The organism is Burkholderia sp. SJZ089 (genome assembly GCF_007828315.1).
Taxonomy (GTDB): Bacteria; Pseudomonadota; Gammaproteobacteria; order Burkholderiales; family Burkholderiaceae; genus Burkholderia; species Burkholderia gladioli.
Genome location: NZ_VIUM01000002.1, coordinates 250,917 through 268,172, shown reverse-complemented (window position 1 = coordinate 268,172; position 17,256 = coordinate 250,917). Strand labels below are relative to the sequence as shown.

Annotated in this window: 21 protein-coding genes; 17 read left to right on the top strand and 4 right to left on the bottom strand. The window is 67.7% G+C overall.

The genetic code is table 11. From position 1 onward, the window contains the following. Window positions 1-25: 25 nt before the first annotated feature. Window positions 26-547: an O-acetyl-ADP-ribose deacetylase gene (locus tag FB600_RS04310; protein ID WP_046579756.1), complete on the top strand. Its 522-nt coding sequence runs from the start codon at window positions 26-28 to the stop codon at window positions 545-547. Window positions 548-593: 46 nt separating this feature from the next. Here the strand turns inward: FB600_RS04310 and trmL are convergent, their stop codons facing one another. Both trmL and FB600_RS04300 read right to left on the bottom strand, forming a co-directional pair. After that, window positions 594-1,064: a tRNA (uridine(34)/cytosine(34)/5-carboxymethylaminomethyluridine(34)-2'-O)-methyltransferase TrmL gene (trmL, locus tag FB600_RS04305; protein ID WP_046580026.1), complete on the bottom strand. Its 471-nt coding sequence runs from the start codon at window positions 1,062-1,064 to the stop codon at window positions 594-596. 188 nt (window positions 1,065-1,252) lie between these two features. Further along, entirely contained in the window at window positions 1,253-2,035 is a 783-nt protein-coding gene (locus FB600_RS04300) for a ComF family protein (protein WP_052747444.1), read from the bottom strand. A gap of 82 nt (window positions 2,036-2,117) precedes the next feature. On the opposite strand from FB600_RS04300, the gene FB600_RS04295 reads away from it, so the two are divergent. The 8 genes from FB600_RS04295 to FB600_RS04260 all read left to right on the top strand — a co-directional run bounded on the left by FB600_RS04295 (window position 2,118) and on the right by FB600_RS04260 (window position 9,126). Continuing rightward, a complete protein-coding gene (locus FB600_RS04295) occupies window positions 2,118-3,080 on the top strand; it encodes a methyltransferase domain-containing protein (protein WP_046579754.1) in 963 nt (320 codons plus the stop codon). Between the two features lie 236 nt (window positions 3,081-3,316). Then, window positions 3,317-3,793, top strand: coding sequence for a DUF2244 domain-containing protein (locus FB600_RS04290; RefSeq protein WP_013699459.1), 477 nt, complete (start codon window positions 3,317-3,319; stop codon window positions 3,791-3,793). 43 nt (window positions 3,794-3,836) lie between these two features. Beyond that, on the top strand, window positions 3,837-5,450 hold the full coding sequence (gene coxB, locus FB600_RS04285) for a cytochrome c oxidase subunit II (RefSeq protein WP_013699458.1): 1,614 nt from the start codon (window positions 3,837-3,839) through the stop codon (window positions 5,448-5,450). Window positions 5,451-5,505: 55 nt separating this feature from the next. After that, complete coding sequence (gene ctaD, locus FB600_RS04280; protein ID WP_013699457.1) at window positions 5,506-7,113, top strand: cytochrome c oxidase subunit I; 1,608 nt, start codon at window positions 5,506-5,508, stop codon at window positions 7,111-7,113. Window positions 7,114-7,182: 69 nt separating this feature from the next. Then, a complete protein-coding gene (locus FB600_RS04275; RefSeq protein WP_013699456.1) occupies window positions 7,183-7,326 on the top strand; it encodes a cytochrome oxidase small assembly protein in 144 nt (47 codons plus the stop codon). A 37-nt stretch (window positions 7,327-7,363) separates the two neighbouring features. Further along, window positions 7,364-7,948, top strand: a complete 585-nt coding sequence (locus FB600_RS04270; RefSeq protein WP_105819370.1) for a cytochrome c oxidase assembly protein — start codon at window positions 7,364-7,366, stop codon at window positions 7,946-7,948. Between the two features lie 29 nt (window positions 7,949-7,977). Then, a complete protein-coding gene (locus FB600_RS04265) occupies window positions 7,978-8,166 on the top strand; it encodes a DUF2970 domain-containing protein (RefSeq protein WP_025097040.1) in 189 nt (62 codons plus the stop codon). 99 nt (window positions 8,167-8,265) lie between these two features. Beyond that, complete coding sequence (locus tag FB600_RS04260; RefSeq protein WP_096750157.1) at window positions 8,266-9,126, top strand: cytochrome c oxidase subunit 3; 861 nt, start codon at window positions 8,266-8,268, stop codon at window positions 9,124-9,126. A 78-nt stretch (window positions 9,127-9,204) separates the two neighbouring features. Here FB600_RS04260 and FB600_RS04255 read toward each other — a convergent pair whose 3' ends face one another. Beyond that, window positions 9,205-9,414 carry a twin transmembrane helix small protein gene (locus tag FB600_RS04255; RefSeq protein ID WP_013699452.1) on the bottom strand — a complete coding sequence of 70 codons (210 nt, stop codon included), beginning with the start codon at window positions 9,412-9,414 and terminating at the stop codon, window positions 9,205-9,207. A gap of 87 nt (window positions 9,415-9,501) precedes the next feature. On the opposite strand from FB600_RS04255, the gene FB600_RS04250 reads away from it, so the two are divergent. The 5 genes from FB600_RS04250 to FB600_RS04230 are packed head-to-tail and all read left to right on the top strand — an operon-like array spanning window position 9,502 to window position 13,610. After that, on the top strand, window positions 9,502-10,230 hold the full coding sequence (locus tag FB600_RS04250) for an SURF1 family protein (RefSeq protein WP_096750158.1): 729 nt from the start codon (window positions 9,502-9,504) through the stop codon (window positions 10,228-10,230). Window positions 10,231-10,265: 35 nt separating this feature from the next. Next, complete coding sequence (locus tag FB600_RS04245; protein ID WP_036036262.1) at window positions 10,266-10,925, top strand: SCO family protein; 660 nt, start codon at window positions 10,266-10,268, stop codon at window positions 10,923-10,925. 37 nt (window positions 10,926-10,962) lie between these two features. Next, window positions 10,963-12,072, top strand: a complete 1,110-nt coding sequence (locus FB600_RS04240; protein ID WP_096750159.1) for a COX15/CtaA family protein — start codon at window positions 10,963-10,965, stop codon at window positions 12,070-12,072. A 12-nt stretch (window positions 12,073-12,084) separates the two neighbouring features. Further along, window positions 12,085-12,987 (top strand): heme o synthase, encoded by a 903-nt coding sequence (gene cyoE, locus FB600_RS04235; RefSeq protein ID WP_145756292.1) that lies wholly within the window; start codon window positions 12,085-12,087, stop codon window positions 12,985-12,987. A gap of 8 nt (window positions 12,988-12,995) precedes the next feature. Then, complete coding sequence (locus FB600_RS04230) at window positions 12,996-13,610, top strand: SCO family protein (RefSeq protein WP_145756291.1); 615 nt, start codon at window positions 12,996-12,998, stop codon at window positions 13,608-13,610. A gap of 16 nt (window positions 13,611-13,626) precedes the next feature. Here the strand turns inward: FB600_RS04230 and FB600_RS04225 are convergent, their stop codons facing one another. Beyond that, window positions 13,627-13,917: a YciI family protein gene (locus tag FB600_RS04225; protein WP_098153587.1), complete on the bottom strand. Its 291-nt coding sequence runs from the start codon at window positions 13,915-13,917 to the stop codon at window positions 13,627-13,629. A gap of 248 nt (window positions 13,918-14,165) precedes the next feature. Here FB600_RS04225 and FB600_RS04220 point away from each other — a divergent pair, with 248 nt between their 5' ends. The 3 genes from FB600_RS04220 to FB600_RS04210 all read left to right on the top strand — a co-directional run bounded on the left by FB600_RS04220 (window position 14,166) and on the right by FB600_RS04210 (window position 17,255). Beyond that, on the top strand, window positions 14,166-14,981 hold the full coding sequence (locus FB600_RS04220; RefSeq protein ID WP_096750162.1) for a MetQ/NlpA family ABC transporter substrate-binding protein: 816 nt from the start codon (window positions 14,166-14,168) through the stop codon (window positions 14,979-14,981). Window positions 14,982-15,142: 161 nt separating this feature from the next. Next, window positions 15,143-15,853: a translesion DNA synthesis-associated protein ImuA gene (gene imuA / locus FB600_RS04215; protein ID WP_047836685.1), complete on the top strand. Its 711-nt coding sequence runs from the start codon at window positions 15,143-15,145 to the stop codon at window positions 15,851-15,853. Then, window positions 15,789-17,255: a Y-family DNA polymerase gene (locus FB600_RS04210; RefSeq protein ID WP_096750164.1), complete on the top strand. Its 1,467-nt coding sequence runs from the start codon at window positions 15,789-15,791 to the stop codon at window positions 17,253-17,255. The genes imuA and FB600_RS04210 overlap by 65 nt, the downstream gene beginning before the upstream one ends. Window position 17,256 lies beyond the last annotated feature (1 nt).

Genomic DNA, 17,256 nt, shown 5'->3' with positions numbered 1-17,256 from the left:
CGGCGCCTGCCCGGCGGAGGCCAGCATGCTCATGATCGGTGCCACCCGTGTCGACGCGCGCGTGGTCGACATCACCACGCTCGCGCTCGATGCGATCGTCAATGCGGCGAACGAGTCCCTGCTCGGCGGCGGCGGCGTGGACGGCGCGATCCATCGCGCCGCGGGCCCCGAACTGCTGGCCGAATGCCGGAGCCTGGGCGGCTGCGCGACCGGCGACGCCAAGCTCACCGGTGCCTACCATCTGCCGGCACGGCACGTGATCCACACGGTCGGGCCGGTCTGGCACGGCGGCATGTCCGGCGAGGCCGAACAGCTCGCCTCCTGCTACCGGCGCTCGCTCGAGGTGGCGGCCGCGGCGGGCTGCGCCTCGCTCGCGTTCCCGGCGATCAGCTGCGGCGTGTATCGCTTTCCGCCCGAGATCGCGGTCCAGATCGCGGTGAGCACCGTGGTGTCGATGCTGCCGGGCGCCGGTTTCACGCGCATCGTGTTCGCCTGCTTCGACGAGGCCATGCTCGGGCACTACAAGATCGAACTCGCCCGGCTCTGAGGCCGGGCGATCATTTGGGATTGCTTGCCATCGATGCGGCAGCGCATCATGCGCCGCCCTCGAAGCCGGCCTGGCGCCAGGCCTCGAACACCACCACCGCCACCGTATTCGACAGGTTGAGGCTGCGATTGCCGGGCCGCATCGGCAGCCGCACGCGCTGCTCGTTCGGAAAGCGCTCCAGCATGGACTCGCTCAGGCCGCGCGTCTCGGCGCCGAACACGAACCAGTCGCCGGGCGTGAAGGCGTGATCGTGGAAGCGCCCCGAACCGCGCGTGGTGAAGGCGAACAGGCGCGCCAGGTCCGGCTGCTCCTGGGCGAGGAAGGCATCCCAGTCGCGATGCACCTGCATCTGCGCGTATTCGTGATAGTCGAGCCCGGCGCGGCGCAGCTTCGCGTCGTCGAGCGGGAAGCCGAGCGGCTCGATCAGGTGCAGCCGCGCGCCGGTATTGGCGCACAGACGGATCACGTTGCCGGTGTTCGGCGGGATTTCGGGTTCGACGAGTACGACGTTGAACATGTGCGTTTCCAGTTGCTTGAAATGTTTCCTCGACTGCATGCAGTCGTGCCGGCGGTGTCTGGACGGCACTCCATACATCGTCCCTGCATGACGCGGCGGCGACGCGTCACCGTATCGTCACCTCGATGCACGCTTTGGCGAGGCCGATACGCCGGCAACGATCTCGCGCAGATCGCTTGCCGTCCAGCCTAATCGCGCGGCGTGCGCAGCGCGACGAAATTCGTCACGCGTCGCGCGCCGGCCTGTTTGAGCAAGGCGGCCAGCGCGGCGAGCGTGGCGCCCGAGGTCATTACGTCGTCGACCAGCCCCAGGTGCAGCCCGCGCACTTCGCCGCTCAGGGCGAAGGCGTGCTCGACGTTGGCGCGCCGCGCGGCCAGGTCGAGCCGGGACTGCGGCGCGGTATCCACGCTGCGCGCCAGCCGCCGCGCGTCTGCCGGCACCGCGAGGGCGCGCGCGAACGGCCGCGCGATCGCCCAGGCTTGGTTGTAGCCGCGCTCGATCAGGCGTCGCCGCGCGAGCGGCACCGGCAGCACCAGGTCCACGCGGGCCGAGCCGGACGGCAAGTCGGCCGCGGCACGCGCAAGCCGTTCGCCGAACAGCCTGCCGACGGCCAGCCGCGCGCCGAACTTCAGATCCAGCGCCAGCGTGTCGAGCGGCGGCCGGTAGTCGCCCAGCGCGAGCGTCGCATCGAACGGCGGCGGTGCCGCGCGACAGCGTTCGCAGCGATAGCCGAGGCGGGCCCCCTGGCCGGCGCGATCCGCCGCGAGCGGCAACGCGCATTGCAGGCAGCGCAGCCGCGATTCGTTCCAATATGCGATGTCGCAGGCCTCGCAAATCAAGTTGCGTGACGAATTGCCGCATAACAGGCAGAGATTCGGCAACGCAGCGACGAGCAGCCGTTCGCAGGCCCGGCGTATTGTCGCGAAACGGCCGCGCGACGTGCTGCACGGCAATATTCCAGGCTTCCGCATGGAGCTTCTCCGCCAGGGCCGCCCGCGCTGAAGCCCGCGAGGCGAGCGAGTATACTTCGGGCACTTCGCCAGTTTGCCCGACATGTCCTCCCTTCCCGCCCCTTCCGGCCGTCCGGCCAATGATCCCCGGCACCTGCGGCGGATCTTCGATCGCCGTGCCGCCGCGTTCGACGCGGTGTCGTTCTTGCCGCGCGAGATCGCGCAGCGCATGGGCGAGCGTCTCGACTACATCAAGGTGGCGCCTTCGGGCGTGCTCGATGCCGGTTGCGGCATCGGCGACGATCTCCCGCTGCTGCGCGCGCGTTTTCCCGAGGCGCCGGTCTACGGAATCGATCTATCCGCCACGATGCTCGCGCGCGCCGCCACGCAAGAGGCGGCCGACACCAGTTGGCGGCGCTTCCTGCCGGCCACGCTGTCGAAGGCGCTGGGCCAGCGCGGCCCGCGCCTGGCTCAGGCCGATTTCGCGGCCCTGCCGTTCGCCGGCGCGGCCTTCGACTTCCTCTGGTCGAATCTCGCGCTGCACTGGCATGCACGCCCCGACCTGGTGTTTCCCGAATGGCAACGCGTGCTGCGCGTGGGCGGGCTGCTGATGTTCAGCACGCTGGGCCCCGATACGCTGCGCGAATTGCGTGCCGCTTATGCCGAAGCCGAGGCTGTTACCGATTGCGCGCCGCGCGCGCATGTGATCGACTTCGTGGACATGCATGATCTCGGCGACATGCTGGTCGAAAGCGGCTTCGAAATCCCGGTAATGGACCAGGAAGTGCTGACCATCACCTACAAGTCGCCCGAATCACTGTTGGCCGACGTGCGCCGCTGGGGCGCCTATCCGTTCCCGCGCGAAGGCGGCGAGAGGCTGCCGGCGCGCACGCTGCGTGCCCTGAAGGACGCGCTCGAGGCCCGTCGCCGCGACGACGGCACGATCGCGCTGACGTTCGAAGTGATCTACGGGCACGCCTGGAAGGCCGTGCCGCGCACCACCGCCGATGGCCATGGCATCGTGCGGATCGAGGATATCGGGCGAGGTCGTCCCAAGAATCCTTGACGCGGTAAAGAGGGGTTTCGTTATGCTTGAAATTAGCACTGGAAAACGACTCCGAAAAACCTTATAAAATGGCTGGAACGCTTGCCCAGCTTGGGTTTGCGGGCAATAGGCGCTTGCTTGTGGATGCGGTTTTTCACGCCTATAATGCGTCAGTTTGCCGTCCTGCAAGCGTCCCACAATACAGGGCGGCAGAGGCCGATGCGGGCCAGCTTCGATGCCGATCGCGAGAGGCAGCGATGGATGGAACGATGGGTTTCACGGACACCGAAACAGTTCTGATGGACTGGCTCATCAAGCGTAATTGTTCGGTGTCTCCGCGCCAGTTCGTCGCGTGCTACGCGTCGCTGGCCGCTTTCTCGCTTGCGATCGCCGTGCTGCTGTCGTGGCGCGGTGCCTGGCTCGTGCTGCCGTTCACCGGCGTCGAGCTGCTGGCAGTCGGCGTTGCATTCGCCATGTATGCGCGTCACGCAGTCGATTACGAACGTATCAGGCTGTTTCCTCATCGGCTGCTGATCGAGCGGATGAGTGCGGAGCGCATGACGCGCCTCGAGTTCAATCCGCGCTGGGTGCGGGTCGAGGCGGGGCTCACGCCGCGCGATCCGGTGCGGATCGTGTCGCGCGGGCAGAGCGTCGTGGTCGGGCAGCATCTCGCGCAGCATCGGCGAGCCCAGTTCGCTCGCGAGTTGCGTCTGTGGTTGATGCGTTGCGGCTGATCGAGGCGGCCGCCGCGAGCTGCCGGCGGCGGGGAGGGTAGGAATGACAATTTTGGGTAAGGAAGCCATGAAAACAATCAAGCGCGCCCTCACTGGTTTGCTGGCAGTCTGCGGACTCATCGCGTCCGGTGCGGCACTGGCTGTCGGCGACAGCCCGGGCGGCCCCCGCGTCAACGAGATCAACCTCCAGCCCCCCGTCACGAAGATCGCGCAGGAACTGTACGACCTGCACACCATGATGCTGATCCTCTGCACGGTGATCTTCGTCGGCGTGTTCGGCGTGATGTTCTATTCGGTTTTCGCCCACCGCAAGTCGCGCGGCCACAAGGCCGCCAATTTCCACGAGAGCACCACGGTCGAGATCATCTGGACCATCGTGCCGTTCGTGATCGTGGTGCTGATGGCCCTGCCGGCCACCAAGTCGGTGGTGGCGATGAAGGACACCACCAATGCCGACCTGACCGTGAAGGTCACGGGCTACCAGTGGAAATGGGGCTACGACTACGTGAAGGGGCCGGGCGAGGGCATCAGCTTCGTCTCGACGCTGACCACCCCGCGCAGCGAGGTGAACGGTCAGCAGCCGATCAGCGACACCTACCTGCAGGAAGTCGACAACCCGCTGGTGGTGCCGGTCGATAAAAAGGTTCGCATCATCACCACCGCCAACGACGTGGTGCATTCCTGGTACGTGCCGGCCTTCGGCGTGAAGCAGGACGCGATCCCCGGCTTCGTGCGCGATACCTGGTTCAAGGCCGAGAAGGTCGGCACCTATCGCGGCTTCTGCACCGAGCTGTGCGGCAAGGAGCACGCCTACATGCCGGTGGTGGTGAAGGTGGTGTCGGCCGAGGACTACGACAAGTGGGTCAAGGACGAGAAGGCCAAGGCGGCCGCCACCGTGCTCGATCCGAACAAGGTCTGGACCAGCGCCGAGCTGATCGCGCACGGCGAGGAGGTCTACAAGGCCAATTGCGCGGCCTGCCACCAGCCCAACGGCAAGGGCCTGGGCGCGTTCCCGGCGCTCGACGGCAGCAAGATCGCCAACGGCCCGATCGCCGAGCACGTCAGCATCGTGCTGCACGGCAAGGGCGCGATGCCGAGCTGGGCCTCGCTGTCCGACGTCGACCTGGCCTCGGTGATCACCTTCGAACGCAATTCCTGGGGCAACCATACCGGCGACGTGCTGCAACCCAGGCAGGTCACCGACGCGCGCAACGGCAAGATGCCCGAAGGCGGCGGCACGCAGGCCGCGGCCGCGCCGGCGGCAGGCGCATCGGCCGCCGAGGCATCGGCGCCGGCTGCCGCCGCCTCGGATGCGGGCTCGAATGCCGGGGCCCAGGCCGCCGCGCTGCCGGCCACCATCTACTTCGATACCAACAAGAGCGACCTGCCGGGCGATGCCAAGGCCGCGATCGATGCGGCGGCGCAGTACGCCAGCGCGCATCCGGACGCCAAGCTCGCGCTGTCCGGCTACACCGACAAGACCGGTTCGGCCTCGGCCAATGCCGAACTCGCCAAGCATCGCGCGCAGGCCGTGCGCGACGCGCTGAAGGCCGCTGGCGTGGCCGAGGATCGCATCGTGCTGAAGAAGCCGCAGACGATCACCGGCGGCGCCGACGCGAAGGAAGCACGCCGCGTCGAAATCGGGCCGGCTGCCTGACGGATCGTTCGTCGTCTGGGTCGACGTCAATCGGAATACGGATCAGGAGACATCCATGTCTAGCATTGGACACGACGTAACCGCGGGACACGCGCACGACGATCACGCGCACGAGCTTCCGCATGGCTGGCGACGCTGGCTGTTCGCGACGAATCACAAGGACATCGGCACGCTGTACCTGCTGTTCTCGTTCGTCATGTTCCTGTCGGGCGGCGTGATGGCGCTCGGCATCCGCGCCGAGTTGTTCGAGCCGGGCCTGCAGATCATGCGTCCCGAGTTCTTCAACCAGCTCACCACCATGCACGGGCTGATCATGGTGTTCGGCGCGATCATGCCGGCCTTCGTGGGCTTCGCGAACTGGATGGTGCCGCTGCAGATCGGCGCCTCGGACATGGCCTTCGCGCGCATGAACAACTTTAGCTTCTGGTTGCTGCCGGTGGCGGCGGTGCTGCTGGTGGGCTCGTTCTTCGCGCCGGGCGGTGCGACCGCGGCCGGCTGGACGCTCTACGCGCCGCTGTCCACGCAGATGGGCCCGGGCATGGACTTCGCGATCTTCGCGGTCCACCTGATGGGCGCCTCGTCGATCATGGGCGGCATCAACATCGTGGTGACCATCCTCAACATGCGCGCGCCCGGCATGACGCTGATGAAGATGCCGATGTTCGCCTGGACCTGGCTGATCACGGCCTACCTGCTGATCGCCGTGATGCCGGTGCTGGCCGGCGCGATCACCATGGTGCTGTTCGATCGCCACTTCGGCACCTCGTTCTTCAACGCGGCCGGCGGCGGCGATCCGGTGATGTACCAGCATATCTTCTGGTTCTTCGGGCATCCCGAGGTCTACATCATGATCCTGCCGGCCTTCGGGATCGTCTCGCAGGTGATCCCCGCCTTCTCGCGCAAGCCGTTGTTTGGCTACAGCTCGATGGTCTACGCCACCGCTTCCATCGCCATCCTCTCGTTCATGGTCTGGGCGCACCACATGTTCGCCACCGGCATGCCGGTCACCGGCCAGCTGTTCTTCATGTATGCCACCATGCTGATCGCGGTGCCGACCGGCGTGAAGGTGTTCAACTGGGTGGCCACCATGTGGCGCGGCTCGCTGAGCTTCGAGACCCCGATGCTGTTCGCGATCGGCTTCCTGTTCGTGTTCACGTTCGGCGGCCTGACGGGCCTGATGCTGGCGATGGCGCCGCTCGACATCCAGTACCACGGCACCTACTTCGTGGTGGCGCACTTCCACTACGTGCTGGTGGCGGGTTCGCTGTTCGGGCTGTTCTCGGGCTGGTACTACTGGTCGCCGAAATGGACCGGCTGGATGTACAACGAGATGCGCGGCAAGATCCACTTCTGGGCGTCGATGATCTTCTTCAACGTCACCTTCTTCCCGATGCACTTCGTCGGCCTGGCCGGCATGCCGCGCCGTTACGCCGACTACCCGGCGCAGTTCACCGACTTCAACCAGATCGCCACGATCGGCGCGTTCGGCTTCGGCCTGGCCCAGGTCTACTTCCTGTTCGCGGTCGCGCTGCCCGCCTATCGCGGCGGCGGCGAACTCGAGAAGGCGGCCGACAAGCCCTGGGACGGCGCGATCGGCCTGGAATGGACGGTCCCGAGCCCGGCGCCGTTCCATACCTTCGAGAACCCGCCGACGGTCGACTGACGCAGCACACGCGCTGGCCGCCCGGCCCGGGCGGTGGCGCCCAACCCAGCGCCCGAGGCGCCCGAGCCGATGAACCGCAACCGTAGCCCGGCAGCACGCACCCCCGCGCAGATCCGCGCGGGCAATCGGCGTCTCGGCCTGATCCTGCTGGCCGTGGTCGCTGCCTTCTTCACCATCGCCGTCGTCAACCAGTGGATCGCTTCGACCTCATGACGCCGACGTAATCGCCTGACGGAGAGGATTCCTCACCATGTCGAAACCGCTTGCCGATGCCGACAGCCTGTTCAACCGCGCGATGCTGCTCAAGCTCGTGGTGGTGGCGGCCCTGATGTTCGGATTCGGTTTCGCCCTGGTGCCGATCTATCGCGCGATCTGCCAGGTCACCGGCATCAACAACCTGGTGCAGCGCGACGTCAGCGCGCGCGAGGCGCGCAATACGCAGGTCGACATGAGCCGCACCATCTCGGTCGAGCTCGACGCCAATGCGCGCGGCCCGCTCGGCTTCAGGCCCGAGCAACGCAGCCTCGACGTGCATCCCGGCGAGGTGATGACGGTGGTCTACGACGTCACCAACGGCCAGGGCCGCCCGGTGGTGGCGCAGGCGATCCCGAGCTATGCGCCGAAGCAGGCGACCGAGTATTTCAAGAAGATCGAGTGTTTCTGTTTCACGCAGCAGACGCTGAAGGCGAACGAGTCGCGACGGATGCCGGTGGTGTTCGTGATCGACCCGGCGCTGCCGAAGGACGTGAAGACCATCACCTTGTCCTACACGTTCTTCGAACTGAATACGCCGGCCTCGGTGGCGGCGGGCGCGCCGCCCAAGCCGGGCGTGTGAGCGGCGCGGTCACGAGGGCGGGAGACGTCATGGCGCAAGGTTCGATCGGCAAGACCCTGAAGGCGGTGATGTGGTCGTTCTTCGGCGTGCGCAAGCGCAGCGATCTCGAGGCGGACGCGCAGTCGCTCAATCCGCTGCACGTGCTGCTGGCGGCCTTGATCGCGGCGGCGCTGTTCATCGGCGTGCTGCTGCTGGTGGTGCATGCGGTGGTCGGCTAGCTCGGCGGTGCAGGCATGAGGCTGGGACATGAATGAGACAGGGACGCGAGGCGGTCCGGAGCATTCCGGAAACAACAGGACTGAAATGGAGAATCAAGCATGAGCGGTCATAACGAAATCCCGTACTACTTCGTACCGCATCCGTCACGGCATCCGATCAGCGCGGCGCTCGGCCTGCTCGTCATGCTCGGTTCGGTGGCGCTCTGGATCAACGGCCACGGCTGGGCGCCGATCACCGTGGTGCTCGGCCTGCTGTGGGTGCTGTTCGTGCTCTACCACTGGTTCGGCGACGCGATCTCCGAATCGGAAGGCGGCATGTACGGCCAGCGCGTCGACAAGTCGTATCGCTGGAGCATGAGCTGGTTCATCTTCTCCGAGGTGATGTTCTTCGGCGCCTTCTTCGGGGCGCTGTTCTATGCCCGCGAGATCGCCATGCACCAGCTCGGCAGCCTCGACTACCGGCTGATCTGGCCAGACTTCAGCGCGGTCTGGCCCAACGAGGGGCCGGCGGCGCTGGCCGGGCACTTCCGCACCATGGGCCCGTGGCCGGTGCCGACCATCAACACCGCGCTGCTGCTGAGCTCGGGCGCGACGCTGACGGTCTCGCACCACGCGCTGCGCGAGGATCACCGCCGCAAGGCGATCGCCTGGCTGGCGGCCACCATCGTGCTCGGCGTGTGCTTCCTGTTCCTGCAGGGCTTCGAGTATTTCCACGCCTATCACGAGCTGAACCTGACGCTGGCCTCGGGCGTCTACGGCTCGACCTTCTTCCTGCTGACGGGCTTCCACGGTTTCCACGTGTTCCTCGGCGGCACCATGCTGACGGTGGTGCTGGTGCGGATGCTGCGCGGGCACTTCAAGCCCGATCACCATTTCGCCTTCGAGGGCGCCGCCTGGTACTGGCACTTCGTCGACGTGGTGTGGCTGGGGCTTTACGTGGTGGTGTACTGGCTGTCCTAAGCGGGGGCGGGCAGGGCCGCGGCCGGCATGAACATGCCGGCCCGCTGCAGGAGCGGATGGCGAACGAGGGAGGGCGCCTCAGCGGCCGAGCGGGATGCCGGTCGAATGGATCCAGCCCATCCAGTTCGCGAACAGGATGAACAGGAACAGGGAGATCGACAGGCCGACACGCGTGGCGAGCGACCAGACCATCCGTTTCGTCTGACCCCGGTCGTGCATCATGAAATAGAGGGCCGAGGCGAGGCTCGCGAGGATCAGCGCAAAGGCGATGGGAACGAGGATGTGCATGGAACTGGCCGTTGAGCGGCGTGGCGTCGATGACCCGGGGATTATCTCACTTCGCTCGCGCGCGCGGGATCGTTCCGGAGTCCGAACATGAAGCTGCGCTGGCTGCCCGCGCTGCTGATCCTCGCCGTGATCGCGCTGACCGTGCGGCTCGGCTTCTGGCAGCGCGATCGCGCGCATCAGAAGGAGGCGCTGGAGGCGAACGTGCTGCGCTACGAGCATGCGACCCCGTTCGTGGCGGGTTCGGCGCCGGTGGTCCTGAAGGCGGTCGAGTTCCGTCGCGTGCGGGCCAGCGGCCGTTTCCTGCCCGGCCAGGCCGTGTTCCTCGACAATCGCCCCTATCGCGACCAGCCCGGTTTCTACGTGGTGATGCCGATGCGGCTCGCCGACGGCGGCACGGTGCTGGTCAATCGCGGCTGGCTGCCGCGCAACAGTTCGGATCGCACGGCGATCGCGCCGTTCACGACGCCGGGCGGCGAGGTGAGCATCGAGGGCATCGCGCGCGCCGATGCCTCGCGCGCCTTCGAACTCGGCAGCGGCGGTTCGGCCGCGCATCAGCGGATTCGCCAGAACCTGGAGGTGGCCGCGTATGCGCGCGAGATTGGGCTGCCGCTGCAGCCTTACGTGATCCAGCAGACCAGCGACAGCGGCGACGGCCTGGTGCGCGACTGGCCGCAACCGACGCAGGACGTCGGCCGCAACTACGGCTACATGGTGCAGTGGTGGGCGATGGCCGCCGCCGCTGCCGGTTTCGGGCTTTACGCGGCACGCCGCGCGGCCAGGAAACCGTCGCGTGAAGCTTCCTCGGGCCCGGCCTGAGGTGCGCGAACGCCGGCCGCCCCGCCATGATTGATATGAAGAGGAACCCCGTGTCGACCCAGTCATCCCGTCCCGCGCCGGCCCAGTCAGGGCGCGGCACATCGTCGCAGAAAGGCTCCTGGCAACGTGGCCGCTGGGTGGTGCTCGCGCTGTTCCTGATCTGCGCGGCGCCGGTCATCGCGTCCTATTTCACTTACTACGTGATCAAGCCCCGTGGCGGCTCCACGAACTATGGCGCGCTGATCGATCCGCAAAGGCCGATCCCGCCGACGCTGACCGGCACCGACGAAAGCGGCCGCGAGGTGGCACTCGCCTCGCTGCGCGGGGTCTGGCTGCTGGTGATGGAAAACGGCAGTTTGTGCGATGATGCGTGCGCCCGGAAACTGTACTTCATGCGGCAGGTACGCGCGACGCAGGGCGGCGAGCGGCAGCGGATCACCATGGTCTGGCTGCGCAGCGATGCCGGCAGCGTCGACGCGAAGCTCCTCGCCGCCTATCCGGACACGCGGCGCTTCATCGTCGATCCTGCCGCGGTCGAGGCCTGGCTGCCGGCCGACAAGGGCACGCAGGCACGGGATCACATCTATCTGGTCGACCCGAGCGGCAACCTGATGATGCGTTTCCCGAAGGACCCCGACCCCAGCAAGATCAAGAACGACATGACGAAGCTGCTCAAGTGGTCGAGCATCGGCTGAGGCCGGTCGGCGGCCGCGGCTCAACGAGAATCCCGGGATGTACCTACTGCAACTGGGCCTGATCGGCCTGACCATCGCGCTGCTGCCCTTGTCCTACGTGTGGGTGAAGGCCGACGACGACAAGTTCCGCAAGCTCGTCTGGATGACGACCTTCTTCACGCTCGACCTCGTGATGTTCGGCGGCTTCACGCGCCTGACCGATTCCGGGCTCGGCTGTCCCGACTGGCCCGGCTGCTACGGCACCTCCTCGCCCTTCATCGCGCACGCGGCGATCTCGGCCGCGCACCTGGCGATGCCCTCGGGCCCGGTCAGCATGGGCAAGGCCTGGATCGAGATGATCCACCGCTACTTCGCGATGGCGATCGGCGTGCTGATCATCGCCCAGGTGCTGATCGCCTGGGTGGCGCGCGCGCGGCGCCGGCCGCTGTCGGTGTCGCCGTGGTGGCCCACCGGCCTGCTGCTGCTGATCCTGGTGCAGGGCGCGTTCGGCGCCTGGACCGTCACCATGAAGCTGCAGCCGGTGATCGTCACCATCCACCTGCTGCTCGGCCTCAGTCTGCTTGGCGCGCTCGGCTGGCTGGCCGCGCGCATGACGCCGCTGCCCGCCCACGCGCCCGAGGCGGGGCGCCATCGCGCCGCCGCGCTGGCCGCCTTGCTGCTGCTGGTGGTGCAGATCGCGCTGGGCGGCTGGGTCAGCACCAACTACGCGGTGCTCGCCTGTACCGATTTCCCGACCTGCAACGGCCAGTGGGTGCCGCCGATGGATTTCGCGCACGGTTTCCACCTGTGGCGCGCGCTGGGCATGTCGGCCGACGGCGAGGTGATCACCCAGGACGCGCTGGTGGCGATCCACTGGACTCACCGGACCTTCGCCTTCGTGGTGATCGCCTACCTGGTGGCCTTCGCCTGGCGCATGCGCCGCTATGCCTCGCTGCGGCGGCCCGCCGACGGCGTGCTGCTGGTGGTGGTGATCCAGTTCGTCACGGGTCTGACCAATATCGTCCTGCAGTGGCCGCTGCCGGTCGCGGTGGCGCATAACGGCGGCGCCGCGATCCTGCTGCTGTTGCTGGTCATGTTAAACTTTCGAATCCTTTCAAGTCGTCCCGGCCGAGCCGTGCTCCCCGCGCGCGATATCGCGCCCGCCTGACGCCCCACGCACATGGAATCCACGCTTTCCCAGTCCCCCGGCAGCCGCCTGTCGCAGTATTTCGCGCTGACCAAGCCGCGCGTCACCCAGCTCGCGGTGTTCTGCGCGGTCATCGGGATGTTCCTCGCCACGCCGGGCATGGTGCCGCTGCGCGTGCTGATCGGCGGCACCATCGGCATCTGGCTGCTGGCCGGCGCCGCGTTCGCGATCAACTGCCTGGTCGAACAGAAGATCGACGCGAAGATGCGCCGGACCGCCTGGCGCCCCTCGGCGCGCGGCGAGATCACCACGCCGCAGATCCTGGCCTTCTCGACGGTGCTGGGTGGCGCGGGCGCCTGGACGCTCTACACCTTCACCAATGCGCTGACGATGTGGCTGACGATCGCCACCTTCGTCGGTTACGCGGTCATCTACACGCTGCTGCTCAAGCCCGCCACGCCGCAGAACATCGTGATCGGCGGCGCCTCGGGCGCGATGCCGCCGGCGCTCGGCTGGGCGGCGGTGACGGGCAGCGTGCCCGGCGACGCCTGGATCCTGGTGCTGATCATCTTCGTCTGGACCCCGCCGCATTTCTGGGTGCTCGCGCTCTATCGCGTCAAGGACTACGAGAACTCGGGCCTGCCGATGCTGCCCGTCACGCATGGTTCGAAGTTCACGCGCCTGCACATCCTGCTCTATACCGTGATCCTGTTCGCGGTGACGCTGATGCCCTTCATCTCGGGCATGAGCGGGGTGGTCTACCTGGCCAGCGCGGTGGTGCTCGGCGCGATCTTCCTCGCCTACGCGTGGAAGGTCTACGTCGACTATTCCGATGCGCTCGCGCGCCGCGCGTTCCGCTACTCGATCGTCTACCTGTCGCTGTTGTTCGCCGAGCTGCTGGTGGACCACTACGCGCGTCCGCTGCTCGGCTTCTGACTCCGCACGTGAGCCTCGCGTCCCGATTTTCGCGCCGCCGCTGGCTGGCTGCCTGCGCGGGCGCTTTGCTGCTCGCGGGCGGCTTGGCCGGCTGCGACCAGCAGCCGGCCTTCCAGAATCTCGACATCACCGGCAATACCCAGTTCGGCAAGGATTTCTCCTTGCCCGACAGTTCGGGCAAGCTGCGCACGCTCGCCGATTTCAAGGGCCGTGCGGTGGTGCTGTTCTTCGGCTACACGCATTGCCCCGACGTCTGCCCGACCACGCTGGCCGAGCTCGCGCAGGCCATGCAGCAGCTCGGGCCCGAGGCGAAGCGCGTGCAGGTGCTGCTGGTGACGGTCGATCCCGAGCGCGATACGGCGCCGCTGCTCGCCCAGTACGTGGCCGCCTTCGATCCTTCGTTCATCGCGCTGCGTCCCGCCGACGATGCGCAGCTCAGGCAGGTCGCCAAGGATTTCCGGATCTACTACGCGAAAGCGGCCGGCAAGACGCCGGGCAGCTACACCATGGACCACACGGCCGCGAGCTACGTGTTCGATCCTGACGGCAAGCTGCGCCTGTTCGTGCGTGACGGGCAAGGGCCGGGGCTGTGGGTGCACGACCTCAAGCTGCTGCTCGGCTGAGCGGCGAGCGCCTCGCTCAGGGCAGCGCGGGCAGGTTGAGCCCGGCGGCCACGCGGGTGGTCTTGAATTCGGTCACGATGTAGGTGGCGAGCCCCTCGATCACGAAGGGATCGGCCGCCAGGATCGCGTCGAGCCGTTCGCGCTCGATGCGCGCGGCGAGGATCACGCCGCCGCTGCGCGGCACCTTCGGCCCCGAGGCGATGAACACGCCGTTCTCGAACTGCACCTGCAGATAGGCGCGATGGCGGTCGAGGGCGGCGTCGACGCGCTCGAGCGGCGCGATGTAATGGATGTCGATCACGTACATGCGAGGTCCTGTGCGGAAGCGGCGCGTTCATCGGGTGCCGCGCCGAAGCGTTTTAGCACGGCGGCCCGGCCCTGAACAGCGCGCAGGTCTTCCCCGTTGCGGTGCATACCCATATGAGCGGGATGTATTTCACTTGGCCTGCATCCTGTGACACCATGTGCAGCCTTTGGGGGCGGGCAGCCATGAGCCGCGCCGCTCCTTCGATCCAATCGGTACGGCAACAGCACTACAGCAAGCGAGAACAACAGATGAAGCGTCGCAATCTCTTCAAGGTGGTATCCGCCGTCGCGGCCAGCGCGGCTCTCGGCCTTTCCCTCGGCGCGCAGGCGCAGGACAAGGTGATCAAGGTCGGCACGGTCGCCGGCCCGGACGCGCAGGTCTGGCAGGTGGTCCAGAAGGTCGCCAAGGAGAAGCAAGGCCTGAACGTGAAGGTGATCGAGTTCAACGACTACGTGCAGCCGAACGCCGCGCTCGACGCGGGCGACCTCGACGCGAACAGCTTTCAGCACCAGCCCTACCTCGACAGCCAGGTCAAGCAGCGCGGCTACAAGATCGTCAGCGCCGGCCTGACCTACATCTCGCCGATCGGCGTCTATTCGAAGAAGTACAAGTCGCTGAAGGACCTGCCGGAAGGCGCGAAGCTCGCGGTGCCGAACGATCCGTCGAACGAGAACCGCGCGCTGCTGCTGCTGCAGGCGCAGGGCGTGATCAAGCTGAAGGCCGGCGCCGGCACGGGCGGCAACAACGCGACCGTGCTCGACGTGGCGAGCAACCCGAAGAAGTTGAAGCTGACCGAGCTGGATGCGGCGCAACTGCCGCGCGTGCTCGGCGACGTCGACGCGGCCGTGATCAACACCAACTACGCGATCGCGGCGAACCTGCAGCCGACCAAGGACGCGATCGCGCTGGAATCGTTGACCAGCCCCTACGCGAACCTGATCGCCGTGCGCGCCCAGGACAAGAACCAGCCCTGGGTGAAGAAGCTGGTGGCCGCCTACCAGTCGCCGGAAGTGAAGGACTACATCAACAAGCAGTTCAAGGGTTCGATGGTCCCGTCGTTCTAAGCGTCGGATCGACCCCATCGTTTCTTCTCGAAAGGCCCCGCGGGGCCTTTCGTCGTTTGTGGCGTGATGGGTTCCGGCCCTCCAGGCTTTCCATCTCGAAATCTGTACGAGGCCGGGCGGCTTCCCCTATACTGTATAAACGTACAGTAATCGTCCGCCCAATGTCTGCGTCTCCCATTCCCCTCGAATCGCTGCATCCGTCTCTCTGGCGAGGCTCCCAGCTCGCCCGGGGCGGCCCGCGCACGATCGCGACGGGTTATCCGGCGCTGTCGGCCGAATTGCCGGGCGGCGGCTGGCCGGTGGGCGGGCTGGTCGAGCTGCTGGTGCCGCATGCGGGCTGCGGCGAGATGAGGCTGCTCGCGCCCGGGCTGGCCGGCACGGTGGCCGAGTCGCGGCCGCTGGCGCTGGTCGCCCCGCCGCATCCGCCGCACGCGGCGGCGCTGGCCGAACTCGGCGTGCCGCTCGATGCGCTGCTGTGGTTACGCACAGGGAATCGTCGCGATGCGCTGTGGACAGCCGAGCAATCGCTGAAGACGGGATGCTGTGGCGCGCTGCTGTTCTGGCAGGTCGAGGCCGCGCCCGCCGACGTGCTGCGGCGCCTGCATCTGGCCGCCGCGCGTGCCGGCGACACGCTGTTCGTGATGCTTCGTCCGCTCGCGGCCGCGCGGCAGCCTTCGCCGGCCGTGCTGCGGCTCGCCCTGCAGCCGGTGCCGGGCGGCGTGACGATCGACATCGTCAAGCGCCGCGGGCCGGCCGCGGCGGCACCGCTCGAGCTGGCCTTGCCGTCGCCGATCGTGGAGGGTCGTTATGCGCGTCTTGCTCGGCATCCATCTGCCGCGCCTGCCGCTCGACGTGTGCGCACCGCCGTCTGAGGACGGCGTGGGCAGCGCGGTGCTCGAGCAGGGCGTGGTGCTGATGGCGGATGCCACGGCCCGTGCCGGCGGCGTGCGCCCCGGCATGAAGCGCGGCGGCGTGCTGACACTGGCGCCCGAGACGCGGCTCGTCGAGCGCGATCTCGCGCGCGAGGCCGATGCGCTGCGCGCGGTGGCGATCGCGCTGCTGCGCTTCTCGCCCTCGGTCGCGCTCGACGAGGAGGCGACGCTGATCGTCGATGTCGGCCCGAGCCTGCGCCTGTTCGGTGGGCTGCCTTCCTTGTGCCGCCAGGTGCGGGTGGCGCTCGACGCGCTGGGTTACGCGGCGCGCCTGGGTGCCGCGCCGACCGGCCGCGGCGCCTGGTTGCTGGCACGCGCCCGGCCACGTCCGGGGCGGCGCCGGCGCGTGATGCGCGAGGCCACGCTGCGGCGCTCGCTCGATGCGTTGCCTTGCGAGTTGATGCCGGCCGCGCGCGATTACGCCGGCTGGCTCGACGGGCTCGGCTGCGCGACGCTGGCCGATCTGCGCCGGCTGCCGCGTGCCGGCTTGCAGCGGCGCTGCGGGCCGACACTGCTGGCCTCGCTCGATCGCGCCTATGGCGACTTGCCCGAGCCCTTTGCCTGGCTGCCGATTCCCCCCGAATTCAATGTGCGGCTCGAACTGCCCGAACGCGTCGAGCATGCCGAGGCGGTGCTGTTCGTCGCGCGCCGTCTGGTCGCCCAGCTCGGCGGCTGGCTGGCCGCGCGGCAGTTGTCGGTCGCGGTGCTGCGCTTCGATCTCGATCACGAACGCGGCCGCGCGGCGGTGCCGCCCACCGCCATCGAGCTTGCCTTTGCCGAACCGACGCGCGACGAAACGCATTGCCTGCGCGTGCTCGGCGAACGGCTCGCGTGCCTCGAATTGCCGGGCGCGGTGCTCGCGGTGCGGCTCGTCGCGATACGCGTCGAATCGGTCGCGCCGCCGCCCGTCGACCTGTTTCCCGAGCCGGGGCGCACGCGCGAGGCCCGCGCGCGGCTCGTCGAGTTGCTGAGCGCCCGGCTCGGCGCGGACAACGTGCTGCGCGCCGTGCCTTCGGCCGACTATCGCCCCGAAACCGCGAACCGATGGCTGCCCCTGCATGCGCCGGCCGGGCGCTTGCCGGCGCAGCCGGTCGCGTCGCCGCGTCCGGCCTGGCTGCTGGCCGAGCCGATTCCGCTCGCGATGCGCGATGAACGGCCCTGCTATCGCGGGCAGCTTCGCATCATGTCGAGCTTCGAGCGTATCGAGGGCGGCTGGTTCGACGGCCGGATCGTCCTGCGGGACTACCACGTCGCGCAGGACGAGGACGGGGCCTGTTACTGGATCTATCAGGATCGCGAGGGCGAGGCGCGGCGCTGGTTCCTGCACGGCCTGTTCGGGTGAG